14 protein-coding genes, 1 tRNA gene and 1 pseudogene are annotated in these 13,178 nt (G+C 45.0%); 2 read left to right on the forward strand and 14 right to left on the reverse strand.

Annotated features, from left to right (window positions below; genetic code table 11):
- The first annotated feature begins 50 nt into the window (after window positions 1-50).
- A tRNA-Lys gene (locus ACWICE_RS15695) sits at window positions 51-123 on the forward strand.
- Between the two features lie 733 nt (window positions 124-856).
- Here ACWICE_RS15695 and ACWICE_RS15700 read toward each other — a convergent pair.
- Together ACWICE_RS15700 and ACWICE_RS15705 are read right to left on the reverse strand one after the other, a co-directional pair.
- A pseudogene (locus ACWICE_RS15700) lies at window positions 857-1,654 on the reverse strand (recombinase family protein); the annotation flags it as partial.
- Between the two features lie 26 nt (window positions 1,655-1,680).
- Window positions 1,681-1,842, reverse strand: coding sequence for a hypothetical protein (locus tag ACWICE_RS15705; RefSeq protein ID WP_165438746.1), 162 nt, complete (start codon window positions 1,840-1,842; stop codon window positions 1,681-1,683).
- 655 nt (window positions 1,843-2,497) lie between these two features.
- Here ACWICE_RS15705 and ACWICE_RS15710 point away from each other — a divergent pair.
- The gene (locus ACWICE_RS15710; RefSeq protein WP_099372183.1) at window positions 2,498-3,031 is read left to right on the forward strand and encodes an antirestriction protein ArdA; all 534 of its coding nucleotides are present in this window, start codon (window positions 2,498-2,500) and stop codon (window positions 3,029-3,031) included.
- A gap of 231 nt (window positions 3,032-3,262) precedes the next feature.
- Here ACWICE_RS15710 and ACWICE_RS15715 read toward each other — a convergent pair whose 3' ends face one another.
- The 12 genes from ACWICE_RS15715 to ACWICE_RS15770 form a co-directional block, all read right to left on the reverse strand.
- Window positions 3,263-3,700 carry a response regulator gene (locus ACWICE_RS15715; RefSeq protein WP_118196667.1) on the reverse strand — a complete coding sequence of 146 codons (438 nt, stop codon included), beginning with the start codon at window positions 3,698-3,700 and terminating at the stop codon, window positions 3,263-3,265.
- 336 nt (window positions 3,701-4,036) lie between these two features.
- A complete protein-coding gene (locus ACWICE_RS15720; protein ID WP_373604707.1) occupies window positions 4,037-4,441 on the reverse strand; it encodes a DUF3872 domain-containing protein in 405 nt (134 codons plus the stop codon).
- 53 nt (window positions 4,442-4,494) lie between these two features.
- Window positions 4,495-5,052: a conjugal transfer protein TraO gene (locus tag ACWICE_RS15725; protein WP_293885579.1), complete on the reverse strand. Its 558-nt coding sequence runs from the start codon at window positions 5,050-5,052 to the stop codon at window positions 4,495-4,497.
- 17 nt (window positions 5,053-5,069) lie between these two features.
- Window positions 5,070-5,972: a conjugative transposon protein TraN gene (traN, locus tag ACWICE_RS15730; protein ID WP_099372179.1), complete on the reverse strand. Its 903-nt coding sequence runs from the start codon at window positions 5,970-5,972 to the stop codon at window positions 5,070-5,072.
- A 24-nt stretch (window positions 5,973-5,996) separates the two neighbouring features.
- Window positions 5,997-7,322: a conjugative transposon protein TraM gene (gene traM, locus ACWICE_RS15735; RefSeq protein ID WP_099372178.1), complete on the reverse strand. Its 1,326-nt coding sequence runs from the start codon at window positions 7,320-7,322 to the stop codon at window positions 5,997-5,999.
- Window positions 7,306-7,596 (reverse strand): nitrogen regulatory IIA protein, encoded by a 291-nt coding sequence (locus ACWICE_RS15740; RefSeq protein ID WP_099372177.1) that lies wholly within the window; start codon window positions 7,594-7,596, stop codon window positions 7,306-7,308. Before ACWICE_RS15740 ends, traM begins: the two co-directional genes overlap by 17 nt.
- A 13-nt stretch (window positions 7,597-7,609) precedes the next feature.
- Window positions 7,610-8,038 carry a hypothetical protein gene (locus ACWICE_RS15745; protein WP_099372176.1) on the reverse strand — a complete coding sequence of 143 codons (429 nt, stop codon included), beginning with the start codon at window positions 8,036-8,038 and terminating at the stop codon, window positions 7,610-7,612.
- Window positions 8,039-8,048: 10 nt separating this feature from the next.
- Window positions 8,049-8,672 carry a conjugative transposon protein TraK gene (gene traK / locus ACWICE_RS15750; RefSeq protein ID WP_099372175.1) on the reverse strand — a complete coding sequence of 208 codons (624 nt, stop codon included), beginning with the start codon at window positions 8,670-8,672 and terminating at the stop codon, window positions 8,049-8,051.
- A 15-nt stretch (window positions 8,673-8,687) separates the two neighbouring features.
- Window positions 8,688-9,683 (reverse strand): conjugative transposon protein TraJ, encoded by a 996-nt coding sequence (gene traJ, locus ACWICE_RS15755; RefSeq protein ID WP_293885571.1) that lies wholly within the window; start codon window positions 9,681-9,683, stop codon window positions 8,688-8,690.
- A gap of 3 nt (window positions 9,684-9,686) precedes the next feature.
- A complete protein-coding gene (locus ACWICE_RS15760; protein WP_293885569.1) occupies window positions 9,687-10,319 on the reverse strand; it encodes a DUF4141 domain-containing protein in 633 nt (210 codons plus the stop codon).
- Between the two features lie 21 nt (window positions 10,320-10,340).
- Window positions 10,341-12,848, reverse strand: coding sequence for a TraG family conjugative transposon ATPase (locus ACWICE_RS15765; RefSeq protein ID WP_454298748.1), 2,508 nt, complete (start codon window positions 12,846-12,848; stop codon window positions 10,341-10,343).
- Window positions 12,845-13,177: a DUF4133 domain-containing protein gene (locus ACWICE_RS15770; protein ID WP_099372171.1), complete on the reverse strand. Its 333-nt coding sequence runs from the start codon at window positions 13,175-13,177 to the stop codon at window positions 12,845-12,847. The genes ACWICE_RS15765 and ACWICE_RS15770 overlap by 4 nt, the downstream gene beginning before the upstream one ends.
- Between the last annotated feature and the right edge of the window lies 1 nt (window position 13,178).

Here is a 13,178-nt window from a genome sequence, read left to right on the forward strand (position 1 = left end):
CTACCTTTGCATCACTTCAAACAACGAAGGGTTCTCGATAAAAGAACAACGATTCCGTAGCTCAGCTGGTAGAGCAATACACTTTTAATGTATGGGTCCTGGGTTCGAATCCCAGCGGGATCACTTCTTGGGACAAGTCTAGAAAAGATAGACTTGTCCCATTTTTTTTGCCTTGTAACTTGCTGTTATTCTGATAAATAAGAGCAATTGCAGAATTTAGCCTTGGAGTTCGATGTCGTGTTCCGTCAAATTCCAAAAATTCGGGGAACATCGAACTCACTATAAGCCTTTTTTCTTCAATATCGCCGTTTTCATAGCGTCTATCAATGTTTGCGACCTTTTTTAAGGTGGAAGCCACTAAGTCTTTAATCTCTGTTCCCACAACCGCCAAGTCGTTTAATCTTCTTTCGAAAACTTCAATCTTGCCTTTGGTCAATCTCTTTACTTCTTGGAAATCGTCATCTGCCATTTCTCCATCGGCATTCTTTAAAAGTGCGTTTTGATAGCGTTTGTTCAACGCATCAATCTCGCTTATGATATTTGTCCTTTCCGTGTTTTGGGCTTTGGTTTTGTTATTGAAGTCTTTTATAAAAGCTTCAATAAAGACATCGACCATACCTTCTTTTGGCGACATATACTGTAACTGTTTAAGAAAAGCTTCATTTGCAGGTTCTGCCCTAAACCGTACACCGCATGAGGAAGTACAATGATAATAGTTATAGTAGTTGCCCATCTTTCCTTTTGAAGCACTTCCAGTCAGCATACGTGTGCATTTAGGGCATTTGAGAAAGCCTCGAAGCGGTAGGTTCTCCATAGCTACAACTTTAGGCTTTACTTCCCTTTTTCTCCCATCGAGAATATCCTGGACATCGGCAAACGTCTTTTCGCTGATTAATGGCTCGTGTTGCCCTTTGACAAAATATCCCTTTTCCTCTTTGTAGGGAGGAATGAATATTTTGCCACAGTACAAGGGGTTTCGGACGGCTACCCAAAAGTTATTTTTGCTGAACCGACCTTTTCCATCGGCTTTCTCCCGAACCATTTTCCATATCTGTTCCGTATTGAAGTTATTGGAAACGATTTGTTCAAACGCCCACTTTAAAAGCGGAGCTTCAAATTCATGGGGTGCAATGAATTTCTTTTTGCCCTCTGTTATCTTATTGACATACCCCAAAGGCGCTGTTCCCATATACCGCCCTTCTTTTTTCGCCCTGCGCATTCCGTGAAAAACATTTAACGCACGCCTGTCGTTTTCCACTTCGGGTGAAGCAAGATAGAACGCAAGCATGATTTTATTTTCGGGAATGGTAAGGTCTAAGGGCTGTTCGATTGCCACAGGTTCAACGCCATGTGTACGTAACTGGTTAATCATTTGGTAGGCATCCCCTGCGTTTCTACTAAACCTATCCCATTTGGTAAATAGTATTATCGACCCCGCTTTATTGTTCTTTGTTTTGCGTAGGTTGGATAAGTATTTCTGCCATTCCGGACGTTTGAAAGATTTTGCCGAATGGTCTTCTATGTAAACATCCCTTACCGGAATGCCTTTTATCTCACAATATTTTCTTAATCGGTCTTCTTGGTCACGTTGCGAATATCCCTTGTCCGCTTGCTCGTCTGTCGATACACGTATGTATAAATCTGCCTTTCTCATCACAACAGTTTTCTTTGTTCATTAGATTAAAGTTTTCCTCTTAGATATTGGTTAACTGCAATGTCAGCTATCTTCTTGACAAACTCCAAGATGGTTTTTGCTTCCTCTAAATCGACCTCTGTTCCTTTCTTTTTCAAGATTTGCACAACTCTTTCGGGAGTTAAATCGTTCGTTTTTTCTTTCTCCATCTCAACTCATTTTTGCCTGCTAACCGTGCAGATTAATCCGCATAAACAAACTTATCGAGTTGATGGAACGAGCATTAGAATATGTCTTCTTACTGGATTACTTGGCTTAGATTGGCGCGTGGCATTACAATAGCCAAAGCACATTTACGGCATTCGCTTCACTACTGACCGCAAAAGAGCTTAGGGCTATGATTGGGAATAGGAAATTGAAGATGTCGTTCCACAGGTTGGGCTGTTCCACTCCAAACTTCAATCACCTGTAGCCGTACTAACAGATATTAAATTCTTTCTGAACCATTTTCCACACACTATCCTCCTTACTTCCACAATTGGTTTTAATGTAAAAAGCGAGTATGCCTGTTGTTCACGTTTCATGGAGCAAAGGTTGGACGTGTTCTTAACGGAGGCAAAAGGTCATGCAAGTTTGAAAAAAAATCTCCACCCGTTGGGTAGTATTTGTTTTCCAAAACCTTGTGCCTCCTAAACACTAACCTAAACTGCTCCCGAAACGAAACACAGCATACTCCGGCTCTTTACACGAATAAAAAAAATGTCAGACATGAGAATTAAAAGCATTGGAAATGGTATTGAAACAAAACAACAGCACCACCTCTCATTGCCGAATAAATCAAAAACAATTTAAAACGGTAAAGAAATGATACAACAAATAAACACATCGGAAGCAAGGGTATATGTCGGCACATACAGAAAATACAATGACGGTTCAATCTTCGGGAAATGGCTTGACCTTTCCGATTATGCGAACAGCGAGGAATTTTACACCGCTTGCAAGAAGCTACACGATAACGAGGAAGACCCCGAATTTATGTTTCAAGACTACGAAAACATACCTAAGGGCTTAATCGGTGAGTGTTGGATAAGTGATAACATATTTGAAGTTTTGGAGGCTTTGGAAGATATGGACGAAACCCGAAAAGAAGCATTCCTAATATGGTGCGACAACGGACACCGTAAGCTATCCGAGGGGGATATAAGCGACCTAATAAGCGACTTTGACGATGACTATATAGGCGAATACAAGGACGAGGAAGATTTTGCCTATGAACAGGTTGAGCAAATGGACTTACCCGAATTTGCAAAAAGGTACTTCGATTATGAAGCTTTTGCCCGTGACCTGTTTTGTGGTGATTATTGGAGCGATGGTGGTCATGTATTTTGTAATTCGTGAATTTTAGGGAACGGTGCGCCGTTCCCATTTTTATTAAAATCTGTTCGGGCAAAAAAGACAGATCCTCCCCAGGTCGGAACAGTCTTTTTTGCGAAAAGTGGAACACCCCCTTGGTCAAATGCTCGCATCCCGCAGTTTCCTCCATTGCATTTTTCAAAAGAGCTGTGCTTGAAACAGACTACTTTCTTTCGTGAGTTGAGACGAAAAAGAAAGTAGCAAAGAAACCTACGTTTATGATTGACTTTTAAAGTATTCCATTGCTACCCCCCTAATCCCCATGCTGAAATATTTTTTATTTTCACTCAATGCTTTAACGGCGGTTAGCATTCCATCGGGGTCAGCGAATTTCAGTATATAGCCCGAAACACCTGCCTTTAGCATACTCGTTACACTTTCCTCGTTATCGTCCGTACTGGAAATTAGAACTTTTAAATCGGGGTACTTTTCGAGCAAAAGTTTAGCAGTAGCAAAGTCTTCCTCTATGAGACAGACATCCGGCAACTTGCCACCCTCTTTTATTTTTTGTAGGGCATCCTGCCCGTAACCCGATTGGAACAATACCGTATATCCCGAATTTTCAAGTTGCTTTACAGACATATCCCGAAGCTTTGGATTGTCATCTATGACCGCTACATAGACATTGTTTTTGTTGTCTTTTCCAGTATTCATAATATCTGTTTTAAAAGTAGCGACCTGCAATAAAAAAAGCGCAGGCAACTACACTTACCGATACTGGGGCACTGGTATGCCTGACAACGAATAAGCGAGCACCCACGCCTATGGCGTGAGTATTCCTACTTATTGTCTCGTTGTCTTAAAAATTACCAGTTTTCAGTATCGAGACTTAAAGCAAAAACACTTTAAGTATTTTAATATTTTCTATTAGCAAAGATAACGAAGCGATTTATTATACACAATATTATAATCGTGTCCTTTAAGAGCAAAGTACACTACATTTTAAGTCTACTAAAAAATCCCGCCACATCGGGCAGGATTTTTCTGTCTTTAATCACGGCTGTTAAACTGGAAACTGACTTGCTTTTCGTTTCCGAAATTGTCCGAAATCCAAATATCAAACGCCTGTGATACGGTGGATTGCGAGGTGTAATACAACCTAAATTGTGTCTGTGGCAAGAGGTACAGGTCATTGGGCATATACGGCGGTTCGCTGTAATACCGCAATGCTCCCTGTCCGTCAAACTGGAAATAGCGGATAAAGTATTTCGCATCGCTGAAATTGGCCGACCGTTCAATGGTAATCCGTATTTCAACGGTCTGCCCGTTCGTCACCTCTTTGGGTACAGGCATTACCTGTACCTCAAAAGGGTAATTTTGTTGTATGTCGATTTCGTCTTTTTCGCAGGAGGTCAGCACCACGGCGCAGACCAACATTGCCAAGAGCATGAACATCGCCTGTAAATGTAGGCGGTATTTTCTGATTGATATTTTCATCGTAAATCAATTTAAAAGTTAAACCTTAGTCCAATCCCTGCCGATGGACGGAACTGTTTTAAATCCGTACCCCAAAGCACTTTGGTACGTCCTTGCAGGAGCAACACAAAGCGGTCGGACAGGTACGTTTCGAGCGTGAGCCGTCCGCCTGTGCCGTAAACAAAATTGTCTCTGTCGAGGATGGTCGAGCCGTCCGGTAGCATGGCTTCGCTCCGGTTAATCGTTTCATAACCTGCAACGGCTGTTAGCCCTGCATTCAGCGTGATGGTCTTTCTTGCATCGCCCAATAGCTGAAGACTGTAACCCACCTCGCCCGTATAGGTTTCGAGCGGTATCTGTACATCCCTGTAACCGGAAAGCTGATAGGCATATTCCGCACCCCATATCCAGTAACTGCCGTTCTTTCCGTTCACGGTCAATGTCAAATTCAGATAGTAATTGTCGCTTATATCTTTGGACAACATACCTGCGTTTATCTCCAATCCCTTTTGTTTGGGGAGCATACGCTGTGCCTGTACTGCCGTCATACTTAGCATGGCAAGCACCACGGCAAAAATGTATCTTATCATTGTTCTTTCCTTTTGGGTTAATTAATCTTTAGGTGCATATCGCTTATCAGTTTGGCGTGTACGAGGTCGGAGTTTTCCACCTGCAACACCTGTTGCCTGCCACCGTTCTTTTCAAAGATTTCAATCACGAGTACCTTGTCATCCGTGATGGTAAACTGGTCAAGCAGGAACACGTTTTGGTCGGTGCTGTTACCCGTAATTTCACCGAGCGTTTTATACATCCGCAACGGGTTCATTGCCTTTTCCTGCACCACGGTACGCTTGGCGACTTTTTTGTCCACTACCTTGAAATTCACAAAGTCAATGTTGAACGGTACATTGCTTTTGTTACGCAGTTCCGTATGGAAATAGAATTTTCCGTTGTGAACATAAATACCTTTCAGCAGGAATTGTATGCCGTAGCTTTTCGACCCGATATGCTTTACAATCCGTTTATTCTTTTTGTAAATCGTTTCCATGAGCAACCCTGCCAGTGACGGCGAATTGCCTCCCAATTCCTCAAACAGCACATCGTTGCCGTTTTCCCTGTCCGATGCCTTTTGCATCGTCAGCAAATCATAATTCAGCGTTGAGGGATAAGCACTGTAAAAGACATTGAAATTGTAAAACCGACCATCGTCCGTGATGACCGAAAAATTGGTTTCCTCGTCAAAATCCCTTACGCTTGCCTTAATACGCAGTACGTTTTCCGCATCTTCGGCTTTGCCTGCGATAAGGTATTCACTGCCCAAATCCACGTAGCGGATAGCGGACGGGAATATGAGGTGCGAGGTCTTGCTGTACGTCACCTGCATTTCGTAAGGCTCGACCTTACCCATGCTCAATTTTGTTGTACTGGATGCCACTTGCTGTGCATTTGCACCTGTAATAAAGGCTATCAAACAGACCATTGCCATGAGGCTTTTAAATATTGCTTTCATTTTCTTTTTGATTTTAGTTAAACATTAATTTTTTGAAACGAGGAAAATCTGATGACCGGCTTTGACCGTTACTTTCGGTGTCCTTACTTTCTTGGAGAAGTAACCCGATACGCCCTGCACCACACCACGGGAAAGGTCGCCTGCCATCTGTTGCCCTGCCGAGCGTGTCATCATGATAGAAGTACCGGAGGTTTGGCTCATGTTGGAAGCTATCTCGCTAAGGGCGTTCATTTCGGGAGAATATGGTACATATAGCCCTTGCTGTCCGTCCACATCATACACGGTTATATCGACCGGAATAATGTTGCCCTCATATTCGATGGACGTTACCTTTAACTGCAACCTGCCACCTTGAAACTTGGCATTTGCCGTCAGTACCGTTCCTGCCGGAATGGAACGGACGGGAGTTTGCGCTGTTTCCAACAGGCGCAACCGTACACCGCTTTCGCCCATCACGACCTGCGTTTTCTGTACTACCGCCTTGATACTGTTTTTCGGCTGTATGACCTGTTCCGAAACATCTGCCGTATAAAAGCCACGGTTTCGGGTTTCGTTCCAGTTTGCCAAAAAAGCACTGTCGGTCGGTTCACGATACAATGCGGAAACCGTATTTTTCCTTACAGGGGTGAATGCCACAAAATGTTCCTTTTGCGAGGCACTCTTTGCCGAAGCTGTTGTGTCCGCATTACCTGTCTGTGTTGGAGTTGAGGGCAGGTAACGGGATGCCATTTCGTATGACTTTTCCATCAAAGCCAACTGGTCATCCACGGTCGTTACGGGCGGTACGTCCTTTTCTGCCAGTTGTTCTTTCAGTTCCTCAACCTGCCTGCGGAGTTCCTGCATTTCGTAATCGCTGTTGTCGTAGAACGAGGTCAGCGTACTTTGTGCATTGCGGTAACTGTTCAGGGCAGGGTTGCTGTTCCTACGTGTACCACCGCCGTAAGCGTAGCCGTCTTCGTAATCCTCATCCGGTAGCTCCGCTTCCGGATCGGCGGTACTGTCCTCGCTCCAATAGTCGGACAGTGACAGGAGCGCATTACGCTTTTCCTCCATTTTCTGTTCGAGCATTTCCTGTTCATAAGCCTTTTGCTTATCGGATTGAAGCCCGGCATCGCTCGCCTGCGGTACGACATCGTTCAGACCAATATCCTCAACCTTTTGCTTATCGGAATATGGTTTGAAGATTAAATACATACAGCCGAAGAACACCACGCCCATAAGAGCAAAAATGATAGGCTTTTTTAGCTTGTCGGCTTTGTTCTGCGCCCCTTCTTGGGTCGCATCCATTTCGTTTTCCGTTTCCTTTTTTCCGAACAGAAAACGGATTTTGTCATTATTGTTCTCTTTCATTGTTTTTACGTTTTAAGATTTTGTTAATACTGTCCTGCGGAGAAACCGAGGATTTGTTTTGCCTGTTAATTGGGTTTTCGATATGCTCAATGGTCATGGTATTATCGGACTGTGCTACATCGTAGCACACTTTTAACAGCACGACAAAGGACAATAGCGCATAGCCCAAAAAGAGCAGTAGCGTATAGCGATGCTGTTTTTTAACAGGCATCGTCCGCCACTGTCCATCGAGCTTGTCAAGCCAATTACTGATTGTTGTTCTTAGATTTTTCATGCCTTAATCCGTTTTAAAGGCTGAACCGCTTCCGCCTGTCAACCGTCTTTTGCTCCGGTGCATCGCTCACCATAGCGATTGCCTCCCTTGCTTTGGGAACGGTAACCACGGACAGGTCGGTCAATTCCGATTGTTTCAGTAATTGCCCGAATTGGTCTTTTCTTGCAACTTCCATTTTATTGAGGAAGAATTTGCCGTTTAGGTACTTCACCCACATACAGCATTCTACATACGGCTTGTCTTCGCCTGCCCATTGTAGAAAGCCCGTCAATAATAACTGTGACTTTGGTGCGCCCTCCGTACCATTTCGGCAGTTTTCGAGGTATTCACTTATACTGTCTTTCAACTTTCCGGCATACGCTCCCTGCGTATGGAAATAGCCGTCATATCCTTTTGCGGTAAGGATTTTGGCAAACGTGTTCAAATCTGATATTGCTTCCATAATCTTGATTTTAGCGGTCTATAACTTCTACGTCTCTGTTTTCCAACACGGCAAACTTTTCGATATTGAAACCCTGTGGGTTGTTGTCCGAGCGGACGGAGTTCACGAGATAGCAAGAGGTCACAAGGCTTCGCCTTGTGACGTTGCTTGACCGGATGATAAATTGTTTGGCATACGTTCTTACCGCATACGGATAGGTATCGAAGTTGCAGACCACGCTGTCCACTTCGATACGCTGTTGCACATTCCCCGAAATGATACGGTTGTAGTACCCTTTTTCCGAAAGGTCTTTGTAATAATCGAACGCCGATTTGTCAGCAAGATTAAAAGCTCTTTTCATGTTGCTTTCGATGGCGTTCTTATCCGGTGCGAGCGTAAAGAACAGTTCATGGAAACGCCTTACGTGTTCCCTTGCCTCAACAGGTCTGTTGATGCTTGCATCCTGTGACAGTGCCAGCATCAAGGATTTACCGTTGTCCAGTACATATACTTTTTGGCGTTGCGCCTCCGCAAACTGGTAGGACTGCCATACCGCATATCCTACCACTGCGATGCAGAGTACGGCAAATACAATGGCATACAGACGTATTTGCCTAAAGCTGTTTTCTATGTTTCTTAGTGTCTTAAATTCCATTGTTTCTGATTTTTATTATTTGTTCATTAACCTGCCACCGATGTTACCTGCAACTGCCCCCGTTCCCGCTCCGGCGATGTTTCCGGTTTTCGATGCCGTCTGATTGACGTTGCGCATGAAGTTCCCTGCGCCTCCGGCTTGGATAACCCAACCTGCCACCGTTGGGATGGTGAAGTAGCCCACAATCCCAATCAGCATGAAGATGATATACACCGTGTTGGATGTGTCGGGGATATATGTAGGGTCGGCAAGCATTTCAATATCCCGTTCCAGTATAAGCGATTGTATTTTCGCAAGTATGGAGCTGAACATATCGGATATGGGCAACCATAGGTACACGCTGATATATCGGGTCAGCCATTGCGTAAGTGTGGACTGGAAACCATCCCACACACTTATCGCAAAGGCTATCGGCCCGAGTATGGACAGCACGATAAGAAAGAACGTCCGTATGGTATCTATGACCAGTGCCGATGCTTGGAAAAGTATCTCCAAAAGGTTGCGAAACCATTCCTTTATGGCTTTTTCTATCTTATAGGCTTGTCGGTCAAGGTACATTCCCGACATGGTAGCCAAATCGGACGGCGACCATCCCAATTCGTCCAGTTTCTTATCAAATTCCTCATCGCTTACGAGGTAAGCGGTTTCGGGATTGCGGAGCATGGCTTGCCGTTCCAACTGATCTTTTTGCTGTTGCAATTGGTTGAGGTCAAGCACCTGATTTTCGAGCATGGCATGTGTGCCTTTTACCACAGGTGACATTACTGCATTGATAGTTCCCAATACGATGGTCGGGAAGAACATAATGCAAAACCCGATGGCGAAAGGTCGCAGGAGCGGAAACACGTCTATCGGTTCAGCACGGCTCAAAGCCTGCCACACTTTCAGTGCTACGTAGAACAGTGCGCCCAATCCGGCGATGCCCTTTGCCACTGTCGCCATATCGGCGGACAGTGGGAGCATCTCATCGTACAGCGAGCGCAGGAGTTCGTGAAGATTGTTCCATTCCATAGTTTACCAGTATTTTTGTTCAGCAGTACCGTACAGTTCAAGCACCCTTTGGGTGTTGTTCTGTTTCTTAGCCCTCAAAATGCTCACGGAGATATTCTTGTTGGTGTAATAGCGGACAAGGCTATGGTAATCCTTGACCTCTTTATACACCTTATCAATAATGTCCATACGTTCCTTGTCATTGAGGGATAGCGAGGTTGAGGTAACAATCTGTTTCAGTTCTTTGAGCAGTTCGGTACTCTCGTTCAAGAGCGTGGAATAACCGTTGGCGATTGCCGTCAGTTCCTGTGGGCTGAAATTCGGGTCGTTCATCATCTTGCCGAAATTGTTTACATACATTTCGGACACATCCCCCACAAGCAACACCGTTTGTTGTACTTTTCGGGCATCTTTCACCAAGTTGCTCACGGCTTTCAGTTTGTCGTAATATTCCTTGCCTTGCTCATACACCTTTTTTACCTCATTGAAATTCTTAACCACGTTGGACACGGTGGATGAGGTCTGTATGATTTCATTCGCACTGTTGATGATACCCGATGCAAGGTTTGCAGGGTCGGTAACTACCCATTGTGCCTTAGCGGACGGTGCAACGGCAAGCATAAATGCCGTAGACACCAGTAACATTACTTTCTTCATTGTTCTGATTTTTTTAAATGATTAATAACTATTTGATTTTTCACGTCTTTGGAGGGCGATACGCTTAATGGCTTGTTCTACATTGCCGTCCAGTTCGGATGCCAGTTGCATGACCTCCATTTTTTCCGTTTCCTCCGTGGTGTACGCTAAGTATTCTTCGAGCGATACCTCTGTGGCATACACGGCGGAATGCGTACCGCCAAGCCCAATCCACACCTCTTTGTAAAGCCTTGACGGGTCGTTGTTCATGTTGATGGAAAGGATTTGGGATTTTTCCTTTTCCGTCAGTCCGAGCATCGCTTGGATGTCGTCAAACTTATTCATGTACTTGCGTTGGTCTAAGAGGATTTTACAGTCGGAATTGTTGATGATACTTTCCTTGACCACGGGTGACTGGATGATGTCATCCACTTCCTGCGTGACCACGATAGCCTCACCAAAAAATTTGCGAACGGTCTTAAAAAGGTACTTGATGTACTCTGCCATTCCCTCTTTGGCAATGGCTTTCCATGCTTCCTCAATGAGTATCAGTTTACGCACACCTTTGAGCCTGCGCATCTTGTTGATGAAGACCTCCATAATGATAATGGTCACTATGGGAAAGAGGATTTTGTGGTCTTTAATCGCATCAATTTCAAACACGATAAAGCGTTTGGAAAGCAGGTCAAGTTGCTTGTCTGAATTGAGCAGGTAATCGTACTCGCCACCACGATAGTAAGGCTCTAATACGTTGAGGAAACCTGCAACGTCAAAGTCTTTTTCCCTTACCTGTTTTTCTTTCAGTACTTTTTTGTAATCACCTTTTACATACTCATAAAATCCATTGAAAGAGGGATATTCACCGCTTTGCTTGATACGGTCGATGTAACCGCTCACGGCATTGGATAACGCCACTTCCTCTGAACGGGTCGGCGGTTCATCGTCACGCTTCCAAAGTGTAAGGATGAGCGTTTTGACACTTTCCCTTTTCTCAATGTCGAATACGCCGTCATCCGTATAAAACGGGTTGAATGCAATCGGGTTGTCCTCTGTGTAGGTAAAATACACACCATCTTCACCTTTGGTCTTTCCCTTAATCAACTCGCAAAGTCCTTGATAGGAATTACCTGTGTCCACGAGCAGGACGTGTGCGCCCTGTTCGTAGTATTGGCGCACCATGTGATTGGTGAAAAAAGACTTGCCCGAACCCGATGGCCCCAAAATAAATTTGTTGCGGTTCGTGATAATGCCTTTTTTCATGGGCAGGTCGGAAATGTCCAAGTGGATGGGTTTGCCCGTGAGCCTGTCCGCCATTTTTATACCGAAAGGCGATGGCGAACTTTGGTAGTTGGTTTCCTCGGTGAAGAAACATAATGCAGGTTCGATGAACGTATAGAAACTTTCCTCTGCCGGAAAATCGCCTGCATTGCCAGGCATGCCTGCCCAATACAGCGTGGCAACATCCACCGTGTTATGCCCCGGTCTGCATTCCATCAAAGCGAGCGCACTGCCCGTGTCGTTCTTTAGCTGTTTGAGTTCGCTTGGATTATCCGACCACGCCATCACATTGAAGTGCGCACGGATGGAGGATAGCCCGAAGCTGTGCGCTTCGTTCAGATACCTTTCAATCCACTCTTTGTTAATCTGATTGGCACGGCTATACCTTGCCAGTGAGTGCATATTACGGGCTGACTTTTCAAACTTGCGCAGGTTCTCATCGCTGTTATCCAAAAACAGGTACTGGTTATAGATATGGTTACAGCTAAGGAGCAAGCCCACGGGAGAGGCAAAGGACAACAGGCAATCGCTCCTGTCCGTGGACAGCTTTTCATACCTTGTATTTGCCGATACCGTGCCCGGCAAATCGTCCGTATCGGACAGGGTGTGCAGGCACAGCCTTTTGTTGCCGATACGCACATCTTCACTGCCCAAAGCTATATCCTGCATGGGCGTTCCGGCTTCCCTCGACAGGGTAAGGTACTGTTCGAGCAGACCCTGTGTGTCGCTTGTGCCGATGATGTCATCCTCGGTCAAGCGTTCCAGTTTCACAAAACCGCTATCATTGATAATCCGCTCAAACTGTGCAACCGTCTCCATGAAACGGCGGACGGTTTCTTTATCCCGAATTTCTTTCGGGATGAGGACACCTCTGCAAAGCGAACTAAAGTTGCTCTGCATCCGCATCCGCTCTTTGGTTGTCTTGGTGAGGAACAGGTAGCAGTAATGGTTTAAAAAAGGACGTTCGTTGAAATGCTGTTGATAGGACTTTGCAAGAAAACTCTGGTCGTTCTGTGCAATATCCGGCGCATAACTTTCCTTGATGTACCAATCCTGTTTGTGGACAATGGTATAGTCCGGCAGGGTCTTGATAGCCTTGTGCCATGCCGAGTGTATGGCATCGTACTCCGCCGATGCCACAGTGAACAGTTCCGGCAGGTGTACCCGAAAGCAAGCCGTGATGTCTGCATCCTTTGAAATGATGCAGTTGTGTTCCACCGCCAGTAATGGAAACTTGCTTTCCAACGTTGTGACTTTTGCAGTATTTCTCATAGGGTATTGGATTTAGTGTTGAACTTCAAATAGCGGTGTACAGCTCTGCGACAGATGATGTATTTCGGATGTCTTTTCTTTGCCCCGACTTTCATCAAGCCATGTTCGCCGTATTTGCCGTTCAATGCGAATGTCTGCCACACGATGAGCGATGCACCGCCTGCTCCGATGAACAGACAGATGTAAGAGTTTACACCTGCCATGTACATAATCATGACGAGGACAAGCACACCGAGCAAGCCTCCGGCGAAAATGAACAGGTACTGTGCTTTCAGTCCTTTGAACTCGACCGTTCTCCCAATGCCTTTATTGATATTGTAATTGCTCATA

It is taken from the genome of Sphingobacterium sp. NPDC055346 (assembly GCF_053645235.1).